Genomic DNA, 26,719 nt, shown 5'->3' with positions numbered 1-26,719 from the left:
AATGTGGCGCTACAGCGTTTGCCTGTTGCTGGCAGCCTGGACCTTTCCGGCCCTGGCTGCTGATCCTGACTTGGCCGCACGCCAGGCCCAGGCCCAAAAGCAGCAGGCAGAGCTGCGCCAGAAAATTGAATCGCTGCGTAAAACCATCGATACCAGTGAAGGCTCGCGTCGGGATGCGGCCAATGCCTTGCGCGAATCCGAGCAGGCTATCTCCGATATAGATCGCACGCTGGCTCAGATCGAGCAGCGGCAAGAGCAGTTGCACCAACAGTTGGGTTCGTTGGGCAAGCAGATCAGCGAACAACAAGTCATCAAAGAGCAGCGTCAGCAAGAGCTGGCCGAGCAACTGCGGGCGCAATATGCCAATGGCGTGTCGCCATGGTCCGCCTTGCTGTCGGGTGATGACCCGAACGCCATCAACCGTGAACTGCATTATCTGGGCTATGTCTCGCGTCAGCAGACCGAACAGGTTCATAAGGTACGCCGCACTGTCGAGCGGCTGGACCGTTTGCAGACCCAGGTCGCGGCGCGTGAAAAAGAGCAGGAACAGCTTGCCACCGACGCTGCCGCCCAAAAAGTGGCCTTGGAAGAACAAAAAGAAAAACGAAGCAAGGTGGTGGCTGATATCAGTGCTGAACTGGACCGACAGCGCGGTCAGGCTGCGAATCTGCAAAGCAATGACAAACGACTGGGGGATTTGATCTCCGGTCTGGAGACTGAAATTGCCCGACAGGCCGAGCTGGCCCGTCGCGCCGAAGAACAACGCCGACGCGAAGCCGCACGCCGTGCTGAAGAAGCGCGCAAAGCTGAATTGGCCCGTCAGCAAGAATTGCAGCGTAAAGCCAAGCAAGAGCAGGCTGCCCGTGAACAGGCGCGCCTGGAACGCGAGCGGGAATTGCTGGAGCGGGCACGTGCTACACAGCCACCTTTGCCACCGGCCTTGCCACCTAGCAAGCCGGAGCCTGCCGCCCCGCAGCAGCCAGAGCCACTCATTCCGCGTCCTCCGCTCACGTATACGCCGCCAACTTCCAACGAGCGCTTGCTGTCAGACAGCTTGGAAGCCTCGTCGGAACCAAGTGAGCCGATCAGTAAACCGATAGCACCGAAGGTACGTGAGGTGCAGGTGGTTGAAGAGCCTGTGGATCAGGCTTCCGGGCCAGCCTTGGAACCAGAAGGTGGATTTGCTGGTCTGAAACGTGGCTTGCCTTACCCGGTACGGGGCGAGGTGCAAGGCAAATTTGGTGCCGAGCGCCCCGACGGCGGTATTTGGCGCGGCATTGTGTTGCGTGCGCAAGCGGGGACAACGGTGCGTGCCGTAGCTCCAGGTCGTGTGGTCTTTGCAAGCTGGATGACCGGGTTTGGAAACTTGCTGATCATTGATCATGGCCGCGATTACTTAAGCGTTTATGCCTATAACCAGAGCACGCTTAAGCAGGTTGGCGATATTGTAGGGCGCGGGGATGCCGTTGCTCGGGTGGGTGCTACCGGTGGGCAGGTTGAGCCGGGTCTGTACTTCGAGCTGCGCCATCAGGGCAAGCCTATTAATCCGCAGGTCTGGCTGGGTTCCTGATCCCGTTTTTCCCCAGGTGCAGAACCCCGCACTTACGTTTGCTCGCATTTGTAGCGCCGGGTAGCGACTCCAGCCCAGTTCACGCTGGTCGACGCTTTACGCTACTCTTATAATGCATGGTCGGGTCAGCTCCGGGAGGTGGCCCCGTCTTGAATCTGAAAATAATGGGAATGTGCATGAGCACTCGAAGGATTGGCAGCATAGGACTAGTGGCAGCAGGTGCTGTGGGCGGTATTTTGATCAGCCTGGGCATTACTGCGGTCGCTCAACGCGGCGAGCCATTGCCTTTGCGCGAACTGCAACAGTTCGCCAATGTGTTCGCTGCCATCAAGAACACATATGTGGAGCCCCTGACCGATCAGGCTTTGGTCAATAACGCGATCAAAGGTCTGTTTACCGATCTGGATCCGCACTCCGCCTATCTGGATGCCGACGCTTTCAAGGAAATGGAAGCCATGACCCAAGGTGGCTTCGGTGGCCTGGGCATAGAAATCGGCAGCGAGGACGGGATGCCCAAAGTCATCTCGCCTATTGAAGATACGCCTGCGGCGCGCGCCGGGATTCTGGCGGGCGACATCATTACGCACATCAATGGCAAACCGACCAAGGATTTGAGCCTGAATGATGCCGTCAAGCAAATGCGTGGCGAGCCCAAAACGTCTATCAAGCTGACTATCCGCCGTGCAGGCCGTGACAAGCCATTGGAATTCAACTTGGTGCGCGATGTCATCAAGGTGCGCAGCGTGCGCTCCAAGATGCTGAACGACAATGTGGCCTACGTGCGTATTGCTCAGTTCCAGGAACGCACTGCTGCGGATCTGGTCAAGCAATTGTCCGAGGTGAATAAAGGCCCAGGCGCACCGAAAGGCTTGGTGATTGACCTGCGTAATGACCCCGGTGGCTTGCTGGAAAGCGCGATTGGTGTGTCTTCTGCCTTCCTGGATTCCGGTGCTTTGGTGGTATCGACCAAAGGCCGTATTCCTTCGTCCAACCGCGAGTACTACGTCAAATCCATGCAGTCCGTTCTGGGCGAACTGGATACGGACGCTGACGTCTTGAAGAAGCTGGATTGGCTCAAGACGGTGCCTATCGTGGTGCTGGTGAACGTGGGTTCGGCCTCGGCTTCGGAAATTGTGGCCGGTGCCTTGCAGGATCACAAACGCGCCACCATTATCGGCAACCGCACCTTTGGTAAAGGCTCGGTTCAAAGCGTGGTGCCTCTGTCTGAAGACTCGGGCCTGAAACTGACGACGGCGCTGTACTACACGCCTAGCGGCACTTCCATCCAGGTAACGGGTGTACAGCCTGATGTGGTGGTGGATGATACGGCCCAAGGTAATTTGTTCCGCCTGCCGCGCGAAGTGGACTTGAAGCGTCACCTGGTTAACAGCAAGGTCGATGAAAACACGGAAGAAGAACAGCCTGACCTGGGCATGAGCCCAGAGTTCAAGATGTTTGAGTTCGGTGGTGACGACGACTTCCAGTTGCAGCAAGCGCTGAATCATTTGGCTGGCCGTACGGTCATCAAGAATGATCCTGCCAAAGTCGCTGCCGCCAAGGAAGCGGCTGCCAAGCGCGAAAAGGAAGTAGAGTCCGATTCGCCGGAAAAAAAAAGTCCCTTGAATCAGCAACCCAGCGTTGAGCGGTTCCGTATCACCCCCAAGGGTCTCGAACCGGTAAAACCGTAAAGATGGGTTTTTGACGTGGAAGATCAGCAATTACTGCGCTATGCGCGGCATATTCTGCTCGATGAGTTCGGGGTAGAAGCGCAAGAGCGGATTCTGGCCTCCCGTATTCTGGTGGTAGGCGCGGGGGGGCTAGGTTCCCCCGTGGTGGCTTATCTGGCGGCCTCGGGTGTGGGCTCCATCATTCTGGTTGATGATGACCAAGTGGAATTGAGCAATCTGCAACGCCAGATTGCTCATACCACCGACCGCCTGGGCTGGGACAAGGTCGAGTCCGCCAAGCTGCATATCGAGCAACTTAATCCCGAAGTGAAGGTGACGCCTGTCGTTCAACGTCTGGACGAAGCGGGCTTGATGCATTGGGTTCAGCAAGTGGATCTGGTGCTGGATTGCTGCGATAACTTCGCAACTCGACATGCGATTAACCGTGCCTGCGTGGCATTGCGCAAACCTTTGGTGTCAGGTGCTGCTATCCGGTTCTCCGGCCAGGTCAGCACCTACGATTTGCGACAGCCCGATGCCCCTTGTTATCACTGCCTGTTCCCGGAAGCCGATGATGTCGAGGAATTGCGTTGTGCCACCACAGGCGTTCTATCGCCTTTGTTGGGTATGGTGGGGAGTGCGCAGGCAGTAGAGGCCTTGAAGCTGTTAGGCGGCTTCGGAGAGCCTTTGGTGGGCCGTTTGTTGAGCGTGGATGCTTTCAATATGAACTGGCATACCGTGCGTTTCCGCAAAGACCCGGCTTGTCCGGTATGTAGTGCAGGCTCGGCAGAGCATGCCGATCACGCCTGATACTTTTCTGATGTGTTGATCAAGACTCCAGGCCATGTCCGTAAAAATGGCCTGGTGTGATTCCGAAGCGTCGCCGGAACTGGCGATGAAAGTAGGACAGATCCGAAAATCCCACTGAATACGCCACTTGCGCTACCGTGTTGGACGGTGTCTGGCGCAGCAATTGTGCCGCCGCTTCCAGGCGTAAATGCATCAACTGGGCGGTAAACGTCGTGCCCTGCGTTTTGAATAGTTCCTGGACAGTGCGTGGTGCCATACCCAGGTATTCGGACAGGGCCGCAATAGTCAAAGCGGGATCACCCAAACGGTCAGAGAGATAGCCCAGTGCATCTTCGTAACGCGCTGTGGTCGGTGCTAGCGGCGCCGTGCGTCGCTCGTTGATACTCATGGCCAGCAAATCGCGCAGGCAGCGCCAGGCCTGGTCATGCTGATTGGCCCGTAAGCCATCGGCTGATAGCAGCAAGCCTTGCAGATAATGCTCCAGCAAGTGCAGGCTGGCTCCCGGGTTCAAGGGCTGGGCGACTACATCATTCAAGGGACCCGTATACGGCAATAGCCCGTCCAGCGGCAGCCGCAAGGTGGTCATGATGACTTCGTCCACAAAATCCAGCGTGAAGGGGCTGGTACCCACATTCAGGCTCAAGCTGCCCGCGGGCAGCCATTGTTCGCGCCCGTTCTGAATCAGGCGGCAGTGGCCTTGCTGATGCACATTCAAAAACAACCAGGGTTGATCCGTTTGCGGCCTGCCCGTGCTGACTCGATAGGGCTGCGCCGTCAGCCGATTAATCGCTACCTCTCCCAGGCGTTGGGAGCGCAGGGTGCCATGGAAGTTCTGCCCGTAGCACTGCGTCTGCACATGCTGAAAGGACTGTGAAATGGCTTGTGTCCATAGCTTGGCTCCCTGTCCGGGGGGCGAAGTTTGTGTATCCCAGTGGTAGTTCGTGCTCATGCGGTTTATTTCCGTCTTCTGCGTCATTGTCCAGATTGGGCTGCGCCCCAGTCCACGACACAGAGAGGCAATAGGCTCAAGAATAGTATCTAAGACAGTACTGCATGGTGGGCCACGGCACACCTCGGTGGCTATCGGGTTTAACCATGAAGGGTGCCCACAGCGCACCTGGAGACAATACAGGAAAGGAGCAGTCATGACAGAACAGCTAAAGCAGATCTACCCCTATATCAACGGCCAGGCCTGGAAATCAGAGGGTCAGCAGCATAAAGATCTGGTCAATCCTTACACCGGCAAACCACTTGCACGTGTGTTTCTGGCGACCAAGCAGGATATTGAAGAAGCGCTGGCCAGTGCAGAGCGTGCGCAGCGTACCTGGGGCAAGATGCTGGCGCGTGAGCGCGAGGCCATCCTGTGCCGTGCGGCCGATATTGTGGAGCGCCGCCGTGACGATATCGTGCGAGTGCTGGTGGAAGAGGGCGGTAACGTCTTTGGCAAGGCCATGTTCGAGTGCGATTACATCGTCAGCACCTTCCGCATAGCCGCCGGTCAGACTCGTGATATTCGCGGTGAAACCATGCCTTCGGATCTGCCTGGCCGTATTTCCATGAGCATTCGCCGTCCTTTGGGCGTGGTCGCCGGGATTGGCCCTTTTAACGCTCCGTTACTGCTGAATGGCAAGAAGCTGGCTCCCGCTCTGGCTGCTGGTAACAGCTTCATCCTGAAGCCTTCGCCTCATACTCCGATGGCCGCCCTGATGTTTGCCGAGATTCTGGAAGAAGCCGGTCTGCCTGCAGGCGTGCTGACCGTTCTGCTGACAACGGACGAAGCCTTGGGCGATACCCTGTTTTCCGATCCACGCGTCAAATTGGTGACTTTTACAGGCTCGGCTCGTGTGGGTCGGATTCTGGCTGATCTGGCGGGTCGCCATCAGAAGCGGATTGTGCTGGAGCTGGGCGGTAAAAGCCCCGTGGTGGTGCTGGATGATGCCACGCTGGATTACGCCGTGCGATCTGCCGCGTTCGGGATCTACTTCAACCAGGGCCAGGTATGCATGGCCAACTCGCGCATTATTGTGGAACAGGGGATTTACGATGCCTTCTGCGAGGCTTTCGCCAAACAGGTAGCCCGTATTCCCACAGGGGATCCTGCTTTGCCACAAACGGCTGTCGGTCCCTTGATCAGTTCCGAACAAGCTGATTTTGTGCAGGCCCATATTGAAGATGCCGTGTCCAAGGGGGCAACCTTGTTGGCAGGTGGTGGTCGTGAGGGCAATGTGGTTCAGCCTACAGCCTTGTGCGATGTCACCCCGGATATGCATCTGTACCACGAGGAAACCTTTGGCCCGGTCGCTGCCATCTACAAGGCTCGTGACTACGAGCACGCACTGGAAATGGCCAACGACACATCCTACGGTTTGTCTTCCGCGATTCTGACCAACGATCTGCAAAAGGCGATGGATTTTGCCGAGCGTATCGAGGCAGGTTCGGTTCACATCAACGACAACTCTTTTGATGATGATCCGAACGCGCCTTTCGGTGGCTTCAAGGACAGTGGCTACGGCAAGGAAAACGGCCGTTATTCCATTGCCGACATGACTGAGCTGAAATGGGTCACTATCCAGCAAGGAGAACGCCAATTGGCGTTCTAATCATCCCTGGGGGCGTGGCCAGTTTTTGACCAGTTGTGCAATGCGGTTGATGCGCTGGTCTACATACGGGCCGCGTCCATGATACAAAGCGCTGAACGGAGTGCCCGCGTTATAGATATGGATGGTTTGCATCCCTAGCTGGCGGGCACTTTTCAGATTGCGCAGCGTATCTTCCACCAGCACGATGTCACGTGCCTGGGATTTGAGCACCGCCAGGGCTTGTTTCATTAGTGCCTGCGAAGGCTTGGGGCGGTAGCGTCCCTGAAGCTGCATATGCTCAATGGCCCACAGGCCGTCAAAGACGGGCAGCAGATTCAGGGCTTTCAGCACGCGATGCGCGTAGTCCATCGGCGCATTGGTCAGCAATAGCTTGTAGCCGGGCAGACGACGTAACTGGGATGCCAGGCCGCGCTCGGAACTGAGCAGAGTAGGCACATCAAAGTCGTGTGCGTGTTTCAGGAAAGTCGCCGGGTCTGCGCCGTGATGGCGCTGCAGGCCAATCATGGTGGCGCCGTAACGCTTCCAGTACTCCAGACGCAGCCGGTCGGCCTCATCCATATCCACCCCCAGCGTTTCAGCCACGCCGATGCGCATACGCCCATCAATGGCTTGAAAAATGCCTTTGGAGGCATTGTGCAGGGTGTTATCCAGATCAAACAGCCAGATGGTTTCATCTGGCTGGCAGGCTGACAAAGGCCGTGCCCAGGGATGGGCACGGATAGGAGCGCGCACGGATTAGTGAGAGCTGATCATGGTGCCAACACCACGATCAGTCAGGATTTCCAGCAGCAGGCAGTGGGGGACACGGCCGTCGATCACATGCACGGAATTGACACCGTTGCGGGCTGCATCCAGGGCCGAGGAGATCTTGGGCAGCATGCCGCCGGAGATCGTGCCGTCGGCAAACAGCTCGTCAATGGTCTGGGCCGACAGGCGGCGCAGCAGTTGGCCAGCCTTGTCCAGCACGCCGGGCGTGTTTGTCAGCATGACCAGCTTTTCAGCGCTCAGCACTTCCGCCATCTTGCCAGCCACCACGTCCGCATTGATGTTGTAGGCCTGGCCGTCCTCACCGTAACCGATAGAGGAAATAACGGGAATGAACTGATCGTCTTGCAGAGCTTTGACCACTTCAGGCTGGATGCTTTCAATATCGCCCACAAAGCCGATATCCAGCAGTTCGCCAGGGTGTTCGGCATCAGGCAGCATTTTCTTGGTGACACGAATCATGCCACCGTCTTTACCGGTCAGACCCACGGCCTTGCCGCCTGCTTCATTGATCATCATGACAATGTCTTGCTGCACTTGCCCGCCCAGCACCCATTCCACCACTTCCATGGTTTCAGCATCCGTCACACGCATGCCCTGGATGAATGTGCCTTCTTTGCCAATACGCTTGAGGGCGTCATTGATCTGGGGGCCGCCACCGTGCACCACAACGGGGTTCAGGCCAACCAGCTTGAGCAAGACGACGTCATGGGCAAAGCTGCGCTGCAAAGCCTCCTCGGTCATGGCATTGCCACCGTATTTGATGACAACGGTCTTGCCGTGGAAGCGACGAATATAAGGCAGGGCCTCGGACAACACTTCTGCTTTGACGGTTGCGGGGTAATTCTGCGGATCTGTGGTGCTCATTGATGCGCTCACTTGAAGAAAACCCGGGTCCACTGCTGGTACCCGGGGTTATGTGGCTGGGGGCAGAAACAGTTTTTTAGCTGCTAGCCAGGGCTTTTTCGACGGTAGCGATAAATTCCTGCTTGTCGTAGTTGCCCAGGTAACGCTTGATGATGTTGCCCTGTTTGTCGAGTAAAAAGGCGGTGGGTGTCAAACGGACATCCCCAAAGGCCTTGGCGATTTCGCCCTTGTCGTCATGGACAACCGTGAACGGCAGTTGGCGGGATTGGGTGAAGTTGCGCACGTAGTTGATCGGGTCGTGCTTCATGGCAACGGCCACAATATCAAAGCCCTTGCCGGACAAGGCATTGAAGTTTTCAATGTTGTCGGGCATTTGTGCGACGCAGGTGGTGCAGTCCGTGGCCCAGAATTTCACCAGGACGACCTTGCCTTGCAAGTCTTTGGTTTCAAAGTGCTTGCCGTTCAGGTCGGTGAAGGCCACATCAGGCGCGCTGGACTTGGAGCTGCCGGACATGGTCCAGACACCCAGGCCGACGGCGACAGCAACAACAAGAGCAATGATGACTACTTTTTTCATTGGACGGGCATAACTTCTACAGAGGAGGCGGCGGCCGGTTCAGCGGCTGGGGCGGCGGTGTTGGGGGCATCCTGCTTGTTGCTGCTCAAAGGCTGTGCCAGGCTTTCAGCGCTGACATACTCAAAGAGCTTGGCGACTTTGTTTACGCCCGGCACGCTGGAGGCGGCAATGGCAGCACGTTCGCCTTCCTGGTGGGTCACACGGCCCAGCAGGTAGACCACGCCACGCTCTGTGGTCGTGGAAATAGTGCGGCTAGGTACTTCTTTAGCGTTGAGCAGGGCGGTGCTGACGCGGGTGGTAATCCAGGAGTCGTTCGAGCGTACGCCCAGCGCGGTAGGTTCGCCCACGCGCAGTTCGTTGACCACGCGGGTCACCTTGTCGACTTTGGAAACCAGACGGGCGGCTTCTTCTTTATCAGCCTGGGTAGGCACATCGCCTGTCAGCAGGACAACTCCGGCGTACGAGGTGGAGTTGATGCGGCCTTCCTTGTTTTCCAGCAGGCGGCGTGTTTCAGCACCGGCCTTCATGACAATGGTTTTGTCCTCGACCTGCTCGCCCGTCGTGCGGCGGTCGGTAGCGACAACGGCGGTGGTGGCAGCCGCACCGCCAACAACCAGCAGACCGCAACCGGTCAGAGTGGTGCTGGCCAGCAGGGCGGCCAGAATCAAACGGTGTTTCATAGTGGATCTCCGAGCAGCAGCGCATCAATGCCATCGCACATGGCATGCAACAGAACGATGTGTACTTCCTGAATACGCATGGTTCGATCGTGCGGTACGCACAGATGGATGTCGGTGTCCGAGAGCAGGTCGGCAATTTGTCCGCCGCCTTTGCCGGTCAGGGCAATGATGACCATATCGCGTTCGCGAGCGGCCTCAATGGCACGGATGACGTTTGGCGAATTGCCGCTGGTGGAGATGGCCACCAGAATGTCGCCGGTCTGGCCCAAGGCGCTGACCTGGCGTTCAAAGATGCTGTCAAAGCCATAATCATTACCGACCGCCGTCATGATGGAGGTGTCGGTATTCAAGGCGATGCCAGCCAGGGGTAAACGGTCGCGCTCGAAACGGCCCACCAGCTCTGCAATAAAGTGCTGGGCGTCGGCTGCTGATCCGCCGTTTCCGCAAGCCAGAATCTTGCCGTCGTTGGCCAAGGTGGCAAACAACAGCTCGACAGCGGCGGCCAAAGGTTCGGCCAGTTCGCGTGTGCTGGCTTTGAGGGTATCGACGGAATCGTCGAAATGCGAAGTCATTAAGGCGATAAGGTCCATAGCGCGCATTATCGCACGGAGAATTTCCCTGTGGGGCAGGCAGATCGTGTCATGTTGAAAAAAACGCCACGGTATTGAAACCAGATGCTGTATCAAAGCCAAAATGCGGCGTGTTGTCTGGGTTTTTTCAGGGTGGGCATGAATGTTCTGCCTGGGAAATCAGCACATGGCGCTGTGGTCTCAGGTGTACTCAGGGCTGATCGAAGGCATTTTGTACCCAGTTCAGGGTGTCGCCTTCGATGGCGATGACATCAAATCGGCAGGCGGGCAGCTTGCCATGGAAGTAGCGCTGGCTCAGTGTGGGCAGCCATTGCTGGGCACTCAGGATCAAGCGCCGTTGCTTGTCCCGGTTTACACTGGCAAGCGCCCCTCCGTAGCCTGTGTGACTGCGTTGGCGCACTTCCAGAAAGACAAGATGATTCTGATGCCACAGAACCAGGTCAATTTCCCCAAAACGAGCACTCAATTGCCGCGCCAGAACGCGAGCACCTTGGGCGGTGACATGATCGCAGGCACGCTGTTCGGCCTGATCGCCCCTTCGTTGACTGGGGGAGCGTTGTGGTCGGTCTTCTCTGGTCTGAAGGCGAATGCGCTGACGACGCCGCAGTTGCTTGTTTTGTGCCTGGCGAGCGTATTCAAAGGGATTCATAGGGATACACGATGATGAATAAGCAGGATCGAGCATGAGCGATATCGAAAACCGAACAGGGAATGCCGGAGTCTGGCAAAGCATGATGGACAAGGTGCAAGGTCAGGTCTGGCCGCAGTCTTGTCTGTACGTAGTGGCCACGCCTATCGGCAATATGGGAGACCTTAGCCTGCGCGGCTGGCAGGCGCTGGAATGCTGCGACATTATTGCGGCAGAGGATACGCGGGCGACTCGTCCTTTTTTGCAGGCCTGGGGCATTCAAACCCCTTTGATGGCGGCACATCGTCATAACGAAGCCCAGGCGGCTCAGGCGATTATTGAGCGCCTTGAGCAAGGGCAACGGGTGGCCCTGGTGTCAGACGCGGGTGCTCCGGCGGTGAGCGACCCAGGCGCGCGCGTGGTGCGGGCAGTGCGGGACGCAGGTTTTCAGGTTGTGCCTTTGCCCGGCGCCTCTGCGGTTATTACCGCCTTGATGGGTAGCGGTGCAACGAGTGACGAGAATCCCGCCTTTGCTTTCGCCGGTTTCATGCCACCTAAAACGGTTGCGCGTCGCAAGTGGCTGCAGCATTGGTCCAGTCTGGGCATGCCGGTGTTGATGTTTGAGTCCCCGCACCGCCTGCGTGCTGCTTTGCGCGATATGGAAGAAGTGTGCGGCCCAGAGCGAGAACTGACCTTTGCTCGCGAGCTGAGCAAGCGTTTCGAGCAGATTCATACTTTGCCACTGGGGCAGGCCTTGGCCTGGCTGGATGAGGATAGCCACCGTGAGCAGGGGGAGTTTGTTTTAATTTTGCACGCTGTGGTGCAAGAGGTGGACGAGGATGCCCCCGCCCTGGATGCCAATACGGAACGCTGGATGAAGGCTTTGTTGGAGCAGGTTTCACTGCGTGATGCCGCCCGAATTGGCAGCCAAGCCAGCGGCATACCGCGTGATGTCTTGTATGCCTGGGGCTTGGCGAATTCGCCTAAAGATTAACGCACCGCCACTGAGGGGCTAAGTCCGGTTTTCTGCTGTATCCGATAGGCCGCATTAATGGCTTCGGTCCGGTTCTGGTACGGGCCAATTTGCACGCGGTACAAATCGTTGTGCATCTGAACCTGGGCGTCCCGGTACTCCACCTGCGAAATCTGACGGTTCAACTGCTGGGCCAGTGCGGCCGCATTTTCTCTTGCGGAGAATGCGCCAAACTGGAGATAAACCCGATTTTGACCTGATGGGGCCTGAGGTTTGCTGGGGCTTGTGCTCGAAGATTGCACAATTAACTGCTGATCATTGGCATCGCTGCTCCAGCTTGGGGAGTCGTCCAATTCTACAGTCAGATCATCTCCTGGCAGGACGGCCAGCGCATCCGGCGTGGGCTCCAGCTTTTCAGTCATGGTCAGGCTGGGTTGGGGGGCGACAGGGGGAGGTGGTGCTGCTTCGACCACTTCGACTTCGCCACGGCCAAAGCTGCCCGTGCGTATTTCTTCCTGAGTAATCGACTCCACCACAACGGTGCCACTGCCCGGTGCAATCAAGTCCAGCTTGGCGGCTGCAACGTAGGACAAGTCGATGATGCGGGAGCTATGGAATGGACCACGGTCGTTAATGCGCACTATCACGGACTTGCCGGTTTTGGGGCGGGTGACGCGGGCGTAGCTGGGGATGGGCAGGGTGGGATGTGCCGCCGTCATGGCGTACATATCGTAGGTTTCGCCGTTGGCGGTTTTTTTGCCGTGGAATTTGCGTCCGTACCAGGAAGCTGTGCCGGTCTGGGAAAAGGCTTTGTGAGAGGTATGGGGAACAAAGCTTTTGCCGAGCACGGTATAGGGGCGGGTATTACTGCGGGCGATGGGTTCTATTCGAGGTGTAGCGTCGGGGGTGGCCTGAAGGTTCGCCGGGATTCGGGCGTCTGGGCCATCGTCTTTGTAATAGCCTCCTCCGCGAGGTGCCGAGACGGTGGCTCCCGGTTTGGCTTTGGATTTGGCGCCCTTGGGGCTGGATGCGCACCCGGCCAGTAAGGCCAGGATGCTGAGGGTGGCGCCTAGTTTGCGTAAAGTGGACAGGCTCATGGGACGGGATTGATGGGCGGTTGATTGCGATGTCGCACTAGCAAGGGGGCGTAGTCGGCAAAACGCAGTGCCAGTTGTTCGGTAACGTATACAGAACGGTGCTGACCTCCGGTGCAGCCGATGGCAACCGTCAGGTAGTTGCGGGTGTCCTGCATATACAAAGGCAACCAGCGGCGTACAAAGCCTGCAATATCATCCACCATGGTTTCCACAGAGCCGAACTGGGCCAGCCATTTGGCAACGGGTTCGTCACGGCCTGTCATGGGGCGCAGCTCCGGGTCGTAGTGGGGGTTGGGTAGACAGCGCACGTCGAACACCAGATCGGCATCGCCGGGCACGCCACGTTTGTAGGCAAAGGACTCGAAAGTCAGCACGACGCTGGCGCGATCCGCCTGTACCAGATCCCGAATCCAGGCGCGCAATTGGCCCGGGGTCAGGTCGGTGGTGTCGATAATGTGGCCCAGCTCACGCAAGGGGGCCGTCATTTCTCGCTCAACGGCAATACATTCTTCCAGGGATGGCGAGCGGCCATCCTGGCGCAAACGGTCAGTCAGCGGGTGACGGCGGCGTGATTCCGAGTAACGCTGCATCAGGGTGTGATCGCTGGCGTTCAAGAACAGCACACGCAGGGAGTAGCCTTCTTCGTTCAGTTTGCTGATGACACCGGGAAGGATGTCCAGATCACCGGCGCCGCGCACGTCAATGGCCACGGCAAGCCGCTCCAGCCCTTGTTCGGCAGAGCGTTCGACAAATTCGGCCAGAAATCGGGGGGGCAGGTTGTCGATGCACAGGTAGCCGGTATCTTCCAGCAGGCGCAAGGCAACTGATTTTCCCGAACCGGATATGCCGGTAATCAATACAACTTTCAGCATCGTGGCAAAGGGCTCCGTGTCGCCGCCCGGCGGGCGGCGGTTAGGTGAAACAGGGCAAAGCCGTCAGGGCCGTTTAATGCTAACAGACCCTTAGGCGCCTAGTCATCGCGGCTGTTCATGATAGCCAAGGCCTGGCGCTCGATGAAGTCGCCCATGGTATCAATGCCGCGGAAGGCGAGAATCGTGTTGCGCACAGCCGCTTCCACTAGCACGGCCAGATTTCGGCCTGCTGCCACTTGAAGCATGACGCGTTTGATGTCCACGCCCAGCACTTCCTGGGTCTGATCCTGGGTGGGCAAACGCTCGAAGCTGTCGGGGTTGGAACGAACCAGGTGCACAATTAATTTAAGTTTCATTCTACGGCGAACAGAGGTTTCGCCGAAAATGGTGCGAATGTCCAGCAGTCCCAGCCCGCGTACTTCCAGCAGATTCTGCAGCAAAGGCGGGCATTGGCCGTCAATCATATTGGGGGCGGTGCGTGACAGTTCAACCGCATCGTCAGCCACCAGTCCGTGGCCACGGGAAATCAGTTCCAGCGCCAATTCACTTTTGCCCAGGCCGGATTCGCCTGTAATCAGTACCCCCAAACCCAGTACGTCCATGAACACACCGTGCATGGTAGTTTTGGGAGCCAGTCGTTTGCCCAGGTAAATGCGCAGCAGATCAATAAGCTGGGCCGCATCGATAGGGGTGTAGAGCAGCGGCACCCCTTGTTCTTCGCAAAACTGGATCAGGTCATCGGGTGCAACGGCGTCGTTGGCCACAAACAGGGCAGGAACACCGCCTTGCCGGAGGTCGTCCAGATGATGCAGGCGACGTTTGACGTCAAAGCGATTGTAGAAAGAGAGTTCTTCAGGGCCGAAAACCTGAATGCGAGCGGGGTGGATCAGGTTCAAGTGACCCACCAGGTCCGCGGCGGAGGCGCCAAGATCGGGTATGGGACGTTGGGCAGCGTGTTTTCCGGCTGCCCAGCTTACCTCAAGCTTGTCATTATTGTCATTGACCAGTTCTTGAACTGTCAGCATCGGGATGTTCCGCGTTGAGATCAGGGGTCTGGGTCAGGATCTGGTGAATTTGAACAGGGTCCGTTTCCTGGGCCAGCGCCTGGCGGATGTCCTGATCGGCCATCAAACGGGCGATCTCGGCCAGCAGGTCCAGGTGGATTTGGGTGGCGGTCTCGGGAACCAGCAAAAAGAACAGCAGGCTGGCAGTCCGACCGTCGCTGGCATCAAAACGCACTGGCTCGGCCAGACGCATGAAGACGGCACAAGGCTCCTTCAAGTCCTTGATACGGCCGTGCGGGACGGCAACGTCGTGACCAAGGGCAGTGGAGCCCAGACGCTCGCGAGCGATCAGGCTGTGGAAAACGGCTGTCCGGGCAATGCCGTGATGGTTCTCGAAAATCAGTCCGGCTTGTTCAAAAGCGCGCTTCTTGCTGGTAACAGCAAGATCCAGAACCACGTTGGACAAAGGCAATATACGCGACAAGAGATTCATGACGGCCATTATAGGGGGGAATGTTTTTTAGCTAAACATTTTTTGGATGGCTAACAACAGGCGGACACTGTGCCCAGAAACACAAAACCCCGAACTTCTGAAAGAACGGGGTTTGTCGGCAGGCTATGCCCGCTGTAACAGTTCGGCGTGATCAGACTGCCGGAACTTCGAGCCGCTTGGCGGGCTCATGCGCATGGCTGTTTGCCTTTTCCTTGTATTTCAGAATCTGGCGGTCGATTTTATCGGCCAGCAGATCAATGGCGGCATACAAGTTTTCGTCTGAAGAGGCGCAGTGTATATCTTTGCCGGGGACGCGGACGGTCACTTCGGCAGTGTGCTTCAGGCGTTCGATGGAAAGCATAACCTGCGAGTCAACCACGTTGTCGAAGTGTTTTTCAATTCGACCAATTTTGCTTTTGACGTAGTCGCGAATGGCAGGAGTTATGTCAAGATTACGGCCAGTGATATTAAGGCTCATATAGGCTCTCCGTAGTAGTCAAACAACGTGTTCAAGAAGGGGAAGGTTGATCGTCTTTAGCCTCCTTACTACTGATCCTGGATATTCCAGTATACCTATATGTTGGTCAGATAACATGACCTGGATCAATCTGTGATGTGCAGGAAAACCCTTGCTTTGATTGGCCCCGTTACAGGGCCAAAAATCAGCTTACATTCGGAAGTTCGAGCCCAGGTAAACCTTGCGCACGGCTTCGTTATCAATAATCTCGGACGGGTGCCCGCTGGTCAGTACTGTGCCTTCGCTGATGATGTAGGCGCGGTCACAAATGCCCAGGGTTTCTCGTACGTTGTGATCGGTAATCAGCACGCCAATATTGCGGCCTTTTAGAAACTGCACAATGCGCTGGATCTCGATCACGGCAATCGGGTCCACCCCGGCAAAGGGCTCGTCCAGCAGGATGAAGCGGGGGTTGCTGGCGAGCGCGCGGGCAATTTCTACGCGGCGGCGCTCGCCACCAGACAGAGATAGGGCGGTATTTTGTCGGATGTGCGCAATTTGCAGCTCGCTGATCAGGGTTTCCAGGCGCTCGTTGATATCGTGCTTGTTGATGCTGCGACCGTTTTCGTCCAGTTGCAGCTCCAACACGGCGCGGATGTTTTCTTCAACCGTCAGGCGACGAAAGACAGACGCATCCTGGGGCAGGTAAGACAGTCCCAGACGTGCCCGCTTGTGCATGGGCATGGCGGTAATGGGCGTGCCATCAATTTCAATGCGGCCGGCATCAGCGGGCACAATGCCTACAATCATATAGAAGCTGGTGGTTTTACCAGCCCCGTTCGGGCCGAGCAGGCCGACGACCTCACCGCTTTCCACATTCAGGGAAACATCGTGCACGACCGTGCGTTTGCCGTAGGTCTTGCGCAGTCCTTGCGCAATCAGGCTGCCTTTGGTCGAGTGGCTGGCGCGGGTAGGGGTAGACGGGTTGTTAGGAGCAACCATGATTCAGAGGTGTCCGGGCTATTTGCGGGGGGAGGACTTGCGTTGGCATTCGGCCAGAGCAGCGTCGGCATTGGCGCGTGGGCGGGCAACGGAGCGCACCCGGCCATCACGTGTGGCAGATTCGGAGCCACCAAAAGCCTGGTAGGTGCCGTCTTTCTGGCGGTAAACAATGCGCTGGCCCTGAATGGTGTCCTGCAACTTGCCGCAGACATAGCGGTTGACTACAGCCTTGCCAATCAGCTCGACTTCTTCGGTCTTGCCGTTATAAATGCCTCGGACGCCTTCGGCGACCACAAGCTCAAACTTGGCGGGATCTTCCTGGCGAATAGTCACACGGGCGCGCTCGGTTACCGTCGCGGTGCCATGCTGGAAACCTTCCGCGTCCTGCTCGATAGCCAGTTGGTCGGCCATCAAGGTCATGGCGCCACGGGTCAGGATGATGTTGCCCTTGTAGATAGTCTGCTTGGCAATATCGTCGTAGGTCAGGGTGTCGGACAGCACGGAAGTGTCTGGTTCGGCGGCAGCAGGGGCAGCCGCCGCTTGGGCCAGAGCAGGGGCCGTAGGCAGCAAAGCCAGGCTTGCAGTGCTCAGGCACAGGGCCAGGGCACCACGCAAAAGGCTAAAGGAGAGCTTGGGCTTGTGGCCCAGGCGGGCGCTGTCAGGCGTGATCATTGAGGGGAATCCTTAGAGCTATTGGAAGAACGCGCTTTTTGTGTTTGTTGGCCCGAGATTTTAACGTCGGATTCCGACATGACGTTCAATTGGCGAACGCGATTATCGTAACGCATCCCGGTACCGCGCATGGTGGACTGACCATTCACGACCAAAGCCGGTTCGTTGGTATAGACCACGTCCTCTTCGGGCAGGATGATCAGCACTTCACTGCGCACATCCATGGCCTCTTCTTCGGGGGTGGCCTGGCGGTGGATGTGGGCATTGCCTGTCATGGTGATCGTATCGCCGCCCGCATTCATATGCGCTGTGTCCGAGGTGGCGATGGTCAAGGGCGAATCGGCCCGGTTGCTGACCGCGCGCGGGGAGGTGATGTCGTGCGAGTCGTCATCGGGATAGTGGTAGGCAATGACCCCGTCCAGACGGCTGATGGCCTTGCCGCTTTGATCGGTACTGATCATGGTGAAGTCGCGCGCCCAGGAGTCGGGCTCGTGGGTGACACGGCGCGGGGGATCAATAGCCACCGAGCTTTGGGTGTAATCGACCGCCCACAAGGTTGCCAGCACCAGCATGGCCAGCAGCAACAGGGAAATGACGGTGGGTAGACGGTCACGCATGATTACTGAATGACTCCGGTCGTTTTCAGCGGACCACCGGTAATAAAGGGGGCCAGACGATGTTGGGCAGCCAGAATGGTGTCACAGCATTCGCGCACCGCACCTTGACCGGCGGGCAGCGTGGCGACCCAACTGGCGATCTGACTAATATAGAAAGGGGCTTCAGGCACGCTGGCGGAAAAACCCACGCGCTGCATGGCGGGCAAATCGATCAGATCGTCGCCCATATAGCCCACTTCGCTTAAGGACAGGCCATTTTCCTGGGCGATTTGGATCAGGATAGCAATTTTGTCGCGTACGCCCTGATGAACAAAAGGAATGCCCAACTCGGCGGCGCGGCGCGACACAATGCCGCTTTCACGGCCCGTAATCAGGGCCACGTTGATTCCGCTTTCGCCCAACATGCGCAAACCATGCCCGTCCAGCGCATGGAAACTTTTGAATTCTTCGCCGTTCTCGCTGTACCACAGGCGGCCGTCTGTCAGTACGCCGTCCACGTCAAACACCATCATTCGCAACTGACGTAATTGGTTGCGTACGTTTTCAGGCAGCTTGGCCAGAATCTGGGCTTCAGCAGGGTGGATGGGGGTAGTGGGCGTATTCATCATGATCAGATTACCTTGGCAGCCAACAGGTCGTGCATGTGCAGAGCTCCCAATAATAGCCCGTTTGCGTCCAGAACCAGCATTTGGCTGATACGCAGGGCATCCATTTGCTCGGCGGCTTCAATGGCCAGGGCTTCGGCTGCAATGCTGCGCGGGTCGCGCGACATACCGGCGGAAACGGGCAGGGTACGAATGTCGCCTTCGCGTGCAATCAGGCGGCGCAGGTCGCCATCCGTGAACATTCCGACGGGATGGCCTTGTGCGTCCGTGACAATCGTCATGCCCATACCCTTGCTGGACATTTCGGCCAGGGCATCGGGAACCAGGGTGTCGGCGGCGACAACGGGCAGTTGCTCTCCACTACGCATAATGTCGCGCACAAACGTCAGTAATTGACGACCCAGGGCCCCACCGGGGTGGGAGCGGGCGAAATCTTCGCGGCTAAAGCCTCGTGCTTCCAGGCAAGCAACGGCAAGTGCATCCCCTAATACTAAAGCGGCGGTAGTGCTGGCCGTTGGAGCCAGATTGAGCGGGCAGGCTTCGTGCTCCACATGCGCATCCAGATGCAGGTCCGCGTTTTGGGCCAGCTCGGACTGGGCATTACCGGTGATGGCAATCAGCTTGGCTCCCATGCGGCGCAACACGGTCAGAATCGTGACCAGCTCTTGAGCCTGACCAGAGTAGGAAATGGCAATGACCACGTCCTGCTTGGTAATCATGCCCAGATCGCCATGCAGGGCCTCGGCCGCGTGCATGAAAAAGGCAGGGGTTCCGGTAGAGGCCAGGGTAGCCGCGATTTTGCGGGCGACATGGCCGGACTTGCCAATACCCGTCACCACGACGCGGCCCTGGCAGTGCACGAGCAGCTTGGTGGCTTCGACAAAGCTCTGGTCCAAACGGGTGCCAAGCGCCTGCAAGGCTTCAACTTCAATGTCGAAGGTGCGACGTGCCGAGGACAGGATATGCGCGGGATCGAAAAGTGCCGTTGTATTCATGGCGAAATTGTAAACGTGAAGTGTCTGCTTGGCATGCAGATTTGCAGGAGGAAAATTGTAAGGTCAGAAGCCTTTGGACCAGTGGCAAGCTGAATAGTTTAGGGTTAAGATACACCCTGTTTTGTAATTTCAGTAATTACTGAAAATTCAGGAAGCCATGAATCTAGGACCACAGGCAGAGCGTTTTATTCTGCACTTTGGGGAGATGGGCGGGCGCTGGGGAGTCAACCGTACGGTGGGCCAGATCTATGCGTTGCTGTTCATTGCACCCGAAGCCCTCCACGCCGACGAGATTGCTGAAACGCTAGGCATCTCTCGTTCCAATGTCAGCATGAGCTTGCGCGAGTTGCAGTCCTGGCGACTGGTCAACATGACGCACAAGATCGGCGAGCGCCGGGAATACTTTGAATCTCCCAAGGATATTTGGGAGATTTTCCGCACTTTGGTGGAGGAGAAACGCAAGCGCGAGATAGATCCCACATTGACCTTATTGCGAAGTATCCTAATGGAAGCGCCTGTAAATGAAGAAGAAGAATATGGGCAGCAGCGCATTAACGAAATGCTGGAGTTGATCGAGTTGGCTTGTGGTTGGTTTGACGAGGTTCATCACTTACCGCCCGAGACCCTGCAAAATCTGATGCGTTTAGGTAGCAAAGTTCAGAAAGTGCTGGGTTTCGCCGGAAAGATTCGCAAAGCTGATCAAACTGGGGGTCGTCATGATTGATCTGGATGTCGTTACCTTATCGCGGCTGCAATTTGCTTCCACCGCGATGTTTCACTTTTTGTTTGTACCCTTGACGCTAGGCCTGTCGTTTTTGCTGGCCATTATGGAAAGCGTTTATGTCATGACGGGCAAAGCCATCTGGCGCCGCATGACCAAGTTCTGGGGCGTACTCTTTGGCATTAACTTTGCCTTGGGCGTGGCCACCGGGATTGTGATGGAATTTCAGTTCGGCATGAACTGGGCCTATTACAGTCACTATGTAGGCGATATTTTCGGAGCGCCACTAGCCATTGAAGGATTAATGGCTTTTTTCTTGGAAGCTACCTTTGTCGGCCTGTTCTTTTTCGGCTGGGACCGTCTCTCCAAACTGGGACACCTGATCGTTACCTGGCTGGTCGCTATCGGCACCAATCTGTCGGCTCTGTGGATTCTGGTCGCTAACGGCTGGATGCAGAACCCGGTCGGCGCCATCTTCAACCCCCACACCATGCGTATGGAAATGACCGACTTTGCCGAGGTCATTCTCAATCCCGTTGCGCAAGCCAAAGTGGTTCATACCGTTAGTGCCGGTTACGTGCTGGGTGCCATGTTCGTCATGGGCATCAGCGCCTGGTACTTGCTGCGTGGCCGTAATATTGATTTGGCCAAGCGTTCCATGACAGTAGCGGCCAGTTTCGGTTTGGCGGCGTCCCTGTCCGTGGTGGTTCTGGGTGATGAAAGTGGTTACCTGACCACTGAACACCAGCAAATGAAGATTGCGGCCATGGAATCCATGTGGGAAACCGAGGAAGCACCAGCGAGCTTCAATCTTATAGCCTGGCCGGATCAGGAAGCCCGTGAAAACCGCTTTGCCGTGGAAATTCCCTGGGTGATGGGGCTGATCGGGACACGTTCCGTCAGTACCCCCATGTTGGGTATTAACGAGCTGGTGGAACACGCCAAGATCCGAATCGCCAATGGCTTGCGGGCTTATGAGGCACTTCAGCTAGTACGTGCCGATGCCAGCAATATCGAGGCCCGTCGCGTCTTTGACAATAACTGGAAGGACTTGGGTTACGCCTTGCTGCTCAAGCGCTATACCGAAGACATCACCAAAGCGGATACCGACACTATTGCTCAGGCTGCCTGGGATACGGTGCCACAGGTTGCGCCTTTGTTCTGGAGCTTCCGTGTGATGGTAGCGTTGGGCCTGTACTTCATCCTGTTCTTTGGCGTGGCTTTTGTGCTGGCATCGCGTGACCGTCTGCAGCGTCACCCGCGTCTGCTCAAAGCGGCTGTCTGGAGTATTCCCCTTCCCTGGATTGCGATCGAATGTGGCTGGTTTGTGGCCGAGTTCGGACGCCAGCCCTGGGCGATTGAAGGTGTCCTGCCCACGTACTATGCGGCTTCCGGTTTGTCCTTTGTGGATCTGATGATCAGTATGAGCATCTTCTTGCTGCTCTATTCCACGTTGGCGGTGATCGGTATCAAGGTCATGCTGCACTCGATACGCAAAGGTCCGGATGACGAGAGCGCCACAGCGACACCGTCCGCTTTGTCTTATGGTTCGCGCAACGCTCCGTTGCTGCGCGGTTAAGGAGAGGGAACCATCATGGATAATTTGATTCTTCTCGATTACGACACCTTGCGCATCATCTGGTGGTTGCTGCTGGGCGTTTTGCTGGCGGCCTTTGCCATCATGGACGGGGCTGACCTGGGTGTGGCGATGGTGTTGCCACTGGTTGCTCGCAGCGATGACGAGCGACGCACGCTGTACAACGTGATTGGTCCGGTCTGGGAAGGTAACCAGGTCTGGTTGATTGTGGCCGGTGGCGTGGCTTTTGCGGCCTGGCCCTTGCTGTATGCCATGGCGTTCTCGGGCTTTTACCTGGCCATGATGTTGCTCCTGGTGGCCTTGATTGTCCGCCCGGTTGCCATCAAATACCGCAGCAAACTCAGCTCTACGCGCTGGCGTCGTAACTGGGACGCGATCTGGACTGCTTCGGGTCTGGTTTGTGCGCTGGTGTTCGGGGTGGCCATTGGTAACGTCATGCTGGGCGTGCCGTTTGGCTTTGACCCCACCACGCTGCGTCCTATGTACCACGGCAACTTCTTCGGCCTGTTCCAGCCCTTTGCCGTCTTGTGTGGCCTGCTTAGCGTGTTGATGCTGGCTTTCCAGGGGGCGGTTGTGGTGGCTTGGAAGGGCAGTGATCAGGTTGCTCGACGTGCACGTGCCTGGGCCATGCCTTTGGGTCTGCTTTCTATTCTGGCCTTTGCGGCAGGTGGTTGGTGGATCAGCGCGATGAATGGCTACAGCATGCCTTGGCCTGAAGTGGCCCATGCCATGTCCAATCCGATTGGTAAAACAGTAGAGATGGTGCAAGGCGCCTGGTTGGCCAACTACCGTACCTGGCCTGCCTTGTGGGCGGCCCCAATTGTCGGTTTTGTGGGCTTGTTGCTGGGGGCCTTGTTGGCGGGCCGTGGTCGTGGCTTGTTGGCCTTGCTGTTCTCGTCCCTGGCTTTGGGGGGCATCATCCTGACTTTTGGTTTTGCCGTTTTCCCCTTCCTTTTGCCTTCGTCCTTGAACCCCGGTTCCAGCCTGACCTTGTTTGATGCCTCGGCCAGTCATTTGACCTTGTGGATCATGCTGCTGGTGACACTGGTGTTCCTGCCCATCATCGTGCTCTATACCTCCTGGGTTTACCGCGTGATGCGGGGCAAAGTGTCGATTGCCAGCATGAACGATTCTTCTCATTCTTACTAAGGAGGCCAGCGCATATGTGGTACTTCTCTTGGGTTCTAGGTTTGGGTTTGGCCTGCGCATTTTCTATCTTGAATGCGATGTGGTTCGAGCTGCGTGAGAACACTGCTTTGCAGAATGCAGCTTCCTCCAAGGCCAATGCAGACATCGAGGTCTGATTGACCCCGCAAAGTCCAACGGCGCAACAGTGGCTGGAGCAATTCTCCAGCCGCGCCCGCACGGCTTTGCGGGTTTCCATGCTGACCCCGGTGCTGGCCGGTGCATTACTGATTCCTCAAGCCTGGTTGCTGGCGCAAATTGTGCAGGCCATTGTGGTCGATGGATTGCCTTGGACCGGGCAGCTTGTTTCTATCTTGATGGTGGCTGTGCTCTTATTGCTGCGGGCCGCCGTTTCCGCTTTCGGCGAACGCCGTGCCCAGAAGGTTTCAGAACAACTGAAGCAGGGGCTGCGTTCCGACTTGTTTGCTCGACTATTTCGCAGTACGGTGCCCCGTTTGCGGGCCAGCAATAGCGGCGAACTGTCCACTAGCCTGATCACGCAAATTGAAGCCCTGGATGGCTTTGTGACGCGCTACATCCCTTGCATGGCGGCTGCGGCTCTGGTGCCGTTGGCATTGGTGCTGGCTGTCTTGCCGGTGGATGGCATTGTGGCTTTGATTTTGCTGCTGAGCACACCCTTGATTCCCTTGTTCATGGCCTTGGTCGGTTGGGGGGCAGAAGCCGCCAGCCGAGAGCAGCAGCAAACCACGCTACGTTTATCCGGTTTTTTTGCTGACCGCCTGCGCGGGATCTTTACCCTGAGTCTGATGGGGCGTGGGCAGGATGAGTTGCAGCGTGTCGAACTGGCCAGCCAGGAATTACGTACGCGCACCATGAAAGTGCTGCGTATTGCATTTCTATCGTCCGCCGTACTGGAGTTCTTTGCGGCCCTGGGAGTGGCGGGGATCGCTGTCTATATTGGTTTGGGTTACCTGGGCTATCTGGGCGAGTCCTTTTCAGGCATCAGTTTGCAGCAAGGCTTGTTCTGTTTGCTCCTGGCCCCCGAGGCTTACCAGCCATTGCGTCAGTTAGCCGCCAATTATCATGACCGGGCAGCGGCGCGTGCGGCTGCGGTAGAGGTCGACAGACTGTGGGCAAAACTGGGTCAGGATTTGATTCCTGCAGCCCCCACCAGCGCAGACCATGAGGCAGTTTTTCCCAACTTGCCGGTATTGGTATTGCGTCATCTGCATTTGCCGCAGTTGAGCGGGCAGGGGACCTTGCTGGAAGTGCCCGGCCTGCAACTCTATATAGATCAGTCTTACGCTTTGCTGGGCGCCAGTGGCTCTGGCAAAACCAGCTTGCTGGAAAGCCTGATCGGTTTACGGCCTTTAGCGCAGGGTGAAATCCTGCTGCGCAATAGCGACACGGCCGGTCGTTTGCTGACTCGTCACGACGGTGTGGTGCTGATTTCTCAACAAGCCTTTTTAGCCATGGGCACGATTGCCGATGGTTTGCGTCTGGCCGCTCCCCAAGCCAGCGATGAACAGCTTTGGCAAGCTCTGGAACAAGCCTGTGCAGCGGAATTCGTGCGCGCTTTGCCCGATAGCTTGCAGACCGCCTTGGGAGAGGGTGGTTTTGGTCTGTCTGGCGGCCAGATTCAGCGCCTGGCCTTGGCCCGCCTGTTCCTGACGGACCCCCATGTTGTGTTGCTGGATGAACCCAGCTCTCGCCTGGACGCCGCGACACGAGATCGTGTCATGCACAACATTCTTCGTTTCTGCCGGGGCCGTTGTCTGGTCGTAGCGACGCATGACGAGGAGTTGGCCGCCATGTGCTCGAACCAGTTGCGTATCGCCCAAGGAGCCCTGACGGCATGAAAGCATGGTTTCGTCTCCTGGGTTCCAGTTTGCGTGCCCGTCGCGGGGCGGTTCTATTCACTGTCCTTTTAGCCATCAGTACCGTAGCCGCCGGTGTGGGGCTGTTGGGCGTAGCGGGCTGGTTTTTGAGCAGTGCGTTCCTGGCGACGATGGGTATTGTTTTCAACCTGTTTGGCCCGTCGGCCATGATTCGCGGTCTGTCTTTTTGGCGCATCACCTCCCGCTACCTGGAGCGAGTGGTCGGACATGCCCTGACACTGGATCTACAGGTGCGCATACGCAGCCTGGTTTTTGGACGCTTGAGCCGTTTTAGCCAATCCCGTCTGGCTCAGTTCCGGGATGGTGAGCTGGCATCCAGCCTGACGTCTGACGTAGCTATTCTGGATCTGGTGCTCTTGCTGATTCTGGTGCCTTTGACAACAGCAGTTGTGGCGGGGCTGGTATTCAGTGCCGTGCTGCAAACCTGGCTGTCGTGGTGGGCTTGGCTGATTCTGGCTTGTTTGCTGCTGGCCGCCTGCCTGGTTCCTTATGTTTGTGCACGCGGAGCCAGCCGTGCCGCCCAGCAGGTCCATCAGTTGGAGAACCGTCAGCGTGTTCTGGTGCATCAGGCTATTCGTGCTTATGCCGATATCCAGGTGTTTGCCGCGGCTGATGCTGTGCAGGAGCAAGTGGACAAGTTGAGTCAGGAACTGGGGCAAGCTCGTTTGCGCAGCAATGGTTGGGGAATTGTCGGGCAGTTTTCCCAGCAAGTCTTGATGGGCGTGGCCTTGATGACCTGTCTGATCGTGGGCGCACAGCAAGTCAATGTACAAGCCATGAGCGGCCCTTTGTGGGTGGGTCTGGTACTGGCTTTGCTGGGCCTGTTCGAGATCATGGCTCCCATGATGCGGGGCGCTTCGCGCTTGGGTGAAGTGCAGGCAGCCAGCAATCGCCTGTTGATGATTCTGGATGAGCCGCTTGAGGCTGAACAGGAGCAGGGGCAAGTCATTGCCTTGGACAAGCCCGCTTTGCTGGAAATTACAGACCTGAATTTTGCCTATGGTTCGCAGCCCGTGCTGGAGCACTTGTCGCTACGCGTGCCGCCCGGTGAGCACATTGCCATTTTCGGCCCGAGCGGCTCTGGCAAGTCGACCTTGCTAGGCGTGCTGATGCGTCTTCTGCCTGTACCGGGTCAGCAGTATCAGATTGATGGCGTGGCGGCTCAACAGTGGACTCGCGCTAGCTGGTTTGATCATTGCGCCTTGTTAGCCCAGGATTCACCGCTGTTTCTGGGTTCTGTACGAGACAATTTATTGCTGGCCGAACCTGCCGCATCAGAACAGCGTATTTGGCAGGTGCTTCACGATGCGCAGTTAGATGCAGTGGTACGAGATTTGCCGCAAGGCTTGGATACCTGGCTGGGGGAGGGCGGGCAGCAATTGTCCTTGGGACAGCAGCGCCGCTTGTGCCTGGCGCGGGTGCTATTGTCGCCTGCGCATATCTGGTTTCTGGATGAACCCACAGCCAGTCTGGATGGCCCCACCAGCCAGGCCCTGATGCAGGATATTCTGGTGGCAGCGCGGGGCAAAACCGTCATTATGGCGACCCACGATACCCGTTTGCTGCCTTTGCTTGACCAGGTTTATCAGTTCGATGCCGGTCGTTTGCAGGCCGGTTCCAGCACTGGAAAAAATACTTTAGAGCCAAACTAAAAGGACGCGTCGGGTCAAGTCTGTGAGGATTTCTGCTCAATCGCGTCGTATTAGTACAACTTACGGGCACAAGCCGGGCGAGCCCTTGTTGCTGCTGCCCAATTGTGTACACTTGCAACGTATCCAAGAGCGCCCTCCGCGTCCGGATTTTTTGTTGTAGAAGC

General features: G+C 57.2%; 28 protein-coding genes. 11 read left to right on the top strand and 17 right to left on the bottom strand.

The window, feature by feature from the left end; genetic code table 11:
• Position 1 precedes the first annotated feature (1 nt).
• The 3 genes from JYG33_RS11125 to JYG33_RS11115 all read left to right on the top strand — a co-directional run bounded on the left by JYG33_RS11125 (position 2) and on the right by JYG33_RS11115 (position 4,047).
• Positions 2–1,570 (top strand): peptidoglycan DD-metalloendopeptidase family protein, encoded by a 1,569-nt coding sequence (locus JYG33_RS11125; protein ID WP_207872320.1) that lies wholly within the window; start codon positions 2–4, stop codon positions 1,568–1,570.
• 176 nt (positions 1,571–1,746) lie between these two features.
• A complete protein-coding gene (locus JYG33_RS11120) occupies positions 1,747–3,258 on the top strand; it encodes a S41 family peptidase (protein ID WP_207872319.1) in 1,512 nt (503 codons plus the stop codon).
• 15 nt (positions 3,259–3,273) lie between these two features.
• Entirely contained in the window at positions 3,274–4,047 is a 774-nt protein-coding gene (locus JYG33_RS11115; protein WP_207872318.1) for a HesA/MoeB/ThiF family protein, read from the top strand.
• A 19-nt stretch (positions 4,048–4,066) separates the two neighbouring features.
• On the opposite strand, the gene JYG33_RS11110 is transcribed toward JYG33_RS11115, so the two are convergent.
• Positions 4,067–4,996, bottom strand: a complete 930-nt coding sequence (locus tag JYG33_RS11110; protein ID WP_207872317.1) for an AraC family transcriptional regulator — start codon at positions 4,994–4,996, stop codon at positions 4,067–4,069.
• Between the two features lie 196 nt (positions 4,997–5,192).
• On the opposite strand from JYG33_RS11110, the gene JYG33_RS11105 reads away from it, so the two are divergent.
• Entirely contained in the window at positions 5,193–6,647 is a 1,455-nt protein-coding gene (locus tag JYG33_RS11105; RefSeq protein ID WP_207872316.1) for an aldehyde dehydrogenase family protein, read from the top strand.
• Here JYG33_RS11105 and JYG33_RS11100 read toward each other — a convergent pair whose 3' ends face one another.
• From JYG33_RS11100 to JYG33_RS11075, 6 genes are all read right to left on the bottom strand, one after another.
• A complete protein-coding gene (locus tag JYG33_RS11100) occupies positions 6,648–7,379 on the bottom strand; it encodes a pyrimidine 5'-nucleotidase (RefSeq protein WP_207872315.1) in 732 nt (243 codons plus the stop codon).
• Positions 7,380–7,382: 3 nt separating this feature from the next.
• Entirely contained in the window at positions 7,383–8,279 is an 897-nt protein-coding gene (gene argB / locus JYG33_RS11095; protein ID WP_207872314.1) for an acetylglutamate kinase, read from the bottom strand.
• 76 nt (positions 8,280–8,355) lie between these two features.
• Positions 8,356–8,856 (bottom strand): TlpA disulfide reductase family protein, encoded by a 501-nt coding sequence (locus JYG33_RS11090; RefSeq protein WP_207872313.1) that lies wholly within the window; start codon positions 8,854–8,856, stop codon positions 8,356–8,358.
• Positions 8,853–9,536: a BON domain-containing protein gene (locus JYG33_RS11085; protein ID WP_207872312.1), complete on the bottom strand. Its 684-nt coding sequence runs from the start codon at positions 9,534–9,536 to the stop codon at positions 8,853–8,855. The genes JYG33_RS11090 and JYG33_RS11085 overlap by 4 nt, the downstream gene beginning before the upstream one ends.
• On the bottom strand, positions 9,533–10,126 hold the full coding sequence (locus JYG33_RS11080; RefSeq protein WP_009458645.1) for a phosphoheptose isomerase: 594 nt from the start codon (positions 10,124–10,126) through the stop codon (positions 9,533–9,535). Before JYG33_RS11080 ends, JYG33_RS11085 begins: the two co-directional genes overlap by 4 nt.
• A 190-nt stretch (positions 10,127–10,316) precedes the next feature.
• Positions 10,317–10,775, bottom strand: a complete 459-nt coding sequence (locus JYG33_RS11075) for a YraN family protein (RefSeq protein WP_207872311.1) — start codon at positions 10,773–10,775, stop codon at positions 10,317–10,319.
• Between the two features lie 34 nt (positions 10,776–10,809).
• Between JYG33_RS11075 and rsmI the strand changes: the two genes are divergently transcribed.
• Positions 10,810–11,748, top strand: a complete 939-nt coding sequence (rsmI, locus tag JYG33_RS11070; RefSeq protein WP_207872310.1) for a 16S rRNA (cytidine(1402)-2'-O)-methyltransferase — start codon at positions 10,810–10,812, stop codon at positions 11,746–11,748.
• Here rsmI and JYG33_RS11065 read toward each other — a convergent pair.
• From JYG33_RS11065 to JYG33_RS11020, 10 genes are all read right to left on the bottom strand, one after another.
• Positions 11,745–12,824, bottom strand: coding sequence for a septal ring lytic transglycosylase RlpA family protein (locus tag JYG33_RS11065; RefSeq protein WP_207872309.1), 1,080 nt, complete (start codon positions 12,822–12,824; stop codon positions 11,745–11,747). The two genes, rsmI and JYG33_RS11065, sit on opposite strands and share 4 nt — an antisense overlap.
• On the bottom strand, positions 12,821–13,696 hold the full coding sequence (rapZ, locus tag JYG33_RS11060; protein WP_009458649.1) for an RNase adapter RapZ: 876 nt from the start codon (positions 13,694–13,696) through the stop codon (positions 12,821–12,823). Before rapZ ends, JYG33_RS11065 begins: the two co-directional genes overlap by 4 nt.
• Before the next feature lie 98 nt (positions 13,697–13,794).
• Positions 13,795–14,721, bottom strand: coding sequence for an HPr(Ser) kinase/phosphatase (gene hprK, locus JYG33_RS11055; RefSeq protein WP_207872308.1), 927 nt, complete (start codon positions 14,719–14,721; stop codon positions 13,795–13,797).
• A complete protein-coding gene (locus JYG33_RS11050; RefSeq protein WP_162496918.1) occupies positions 14,693–15,193 on the bottom strand; it encodes a PTS sugar transporter subunit IIA in 501 nt (166 codons plus the stop codon). The genes hprK and JYG33_RS11050 overlap by 29 nt, the downstream gene beginning before the upstream one ends.
• A 151-nt stretch (positions 15,194–15,344) precedes the next feature.
• Positions 15,345–15,671, bottom strand: coding sequence for a ribosome-associated translation inhibitor RaiA (raiA, locus tag JYG33_RS11045; RefSeq protein ID WP_207872307.1), 327 nt, complete (start codon positions 15,669–15,671; stop codon positions 15,345–15,347).
• 189 nt (positions 15,672–15,860) lie between these two features.
• Complete coding sequence (gene lptB / locus JYG33_RS11040) at positions 15,861–16,652, bottom strand: LPS export ABC transporter ATP-binding protein (protein WP_207872306.1); 792 nt, start codon at positions 16,650–16,652, stop codon at positions 15,861–15,863.
• Positions 16,653–16,670: 18 nt separating this feature from the next.
• Complete coding sequence (lptA, locus tag JYG33_RS11035) at positions 16,671–17,324, bottom strand: lipopolysaccharide transport periplasmic protein LptA (protein ID WP_207872305.1); 654 nt, start codon at positions 17,322–17,324, stop codon at positions 16,671–16,673.
• On the bottom strand, positions 17,321–17,941 hold the full coding sequence (gene lptC / locus JYG33_RS11030) for an LPS export ABC transporter periplasmic protein LptC (RefSeq protein WP_207872304.1): 621 nt from the start codon (positions 17,939–17,941) through the stop codon (positions 17,321–17,323). Before lptC ends, lptA begins: the two co-directional genes overlap by 4 nt.
• A 2-nt stretch (positions 17,942–17,943) precedes the next feature.
• Positions 17,944–18,549: a phenylphosphate carboxylase subunit delta gene (locus JYG33_RS11025; protein ID WP_207872303.1), complete on the bottom strand. Its 606-nt coding sequence runs from the start codon at positions 18,547–18,549 to the stop codon at positions 17,944–17,946.
• 2 nt (positions 18,550–18,551) lie between these two features.
• Entirely contained in the window at positions 18,552–19,541 is a 990-nt protein-coding gene (locus JYG33_RS11020) for a KpsF/GutQ family sugar-phosphate isomerase (protein ID WP_207872302.1), read from the bottom strand.
• A gap of 157 nt (positions 19,542–19,698) precedes the next feature.
• On the opposite strand from JYG33_RS11020, the gene JYG33_RS11015 reads away from it, so the two are divergent.
• From JYG33_RS11015 to cydC, 6 genes are read left to right on the top strand one after another with little or no spacing between them, the layout of a single operon-like run.
• Positions 19,699–20,265, top strand: coding sequence for a GbsR/MarR family transcriptional regulator (locus JYG33_RS11015; RefSeq protein WP_207872301.1), 567 nt, complete (start codon positions 19,699–19,701; stop codon positions 20,263–20,265).
• On the top strand, positions 20,258–21,841 hold the full coding sequence (locus JYG33_RS11010) for a cytochrome ubiquinol oxidase subunit I (RefSeq protein WP_207872300.1): 1,584 nt from the start codon (positions 20,258–20,260) through the stop codon (positions 21,839–21,841). The genes JYG33_RS11015 and JYG33_RS11010 overlap by 8 nt, the downstream gene beginning before the upstream one ends.
• A gap of 15 nt (positions 21,842–21,856) precedes the next feature.
• Entirely contained in the window at positions 21,857–23,008 is a 1,152-nt protein-coding gene (gene cydB, locus JYG33_RS11005) for a cytochrome d ubiquinol oxidase subunit II (protein WP_207872299.1), read from the top strand.
• A gap of 14 nt (positions 23,009–23,022) precedes the next feature.
• The gene (gene cydX, locus JYG33_RS11000; RefSeq protein ID WP_045929585.1) at positions 23,023–23,163 is read left to right on the top strand and encodes a cytochrome bd-I oxidase subunit CydX; all 141 of its coding nucleotides are present in this window, start codon (positions 23,023–23,025) and stop codon (positions 23,161–23,163) included.
• A complete protein-coding gene (gene cydD / locus JYG33_RS10995) occupies positions 23,164–24,864 on the top strand; it encodes a thiol reductant ABC exporter subunit CydD (protein ID WP_243430152.1) in 1,701 nt (566 codons plus the stop codon).
• On the top strand, positions 24,861–26,555 hold the full coding sequence (gene cydC / locus JYG33_RS10990) for a thiol reductant ABC exporter subunit CydC (RefSeq protein WP_207872298.1): 1,695 nt from the start codon (positions 24,861–24,863) through the stop codon (positions 26,553–26,555). The genes cydD and cydC overlap by 4 nt, the downstream gene beginning before the upstream one ends.
• The last annotated feature ends 164 nt before the right edge of the window (positions 26,556–26,719 follow it).

This window comes from Alcaligenes sp. SORT26 (assembly GCF_017377875.1).
In the GTDB taxonomy this organism is placed as follows: domain Bacteria; phylum Pseudomonadota; class Gammaproteobacteria; order Burkholderiales; family Burkholderiaceae_B; genus Alcaligenes; species Alcaligenes parafaecalis.
The sequence above is the reverse complement of the archived record's forward strand: the minus strand, read 5'-3'. Positions and strand labels throughout refer to the sequence as shown.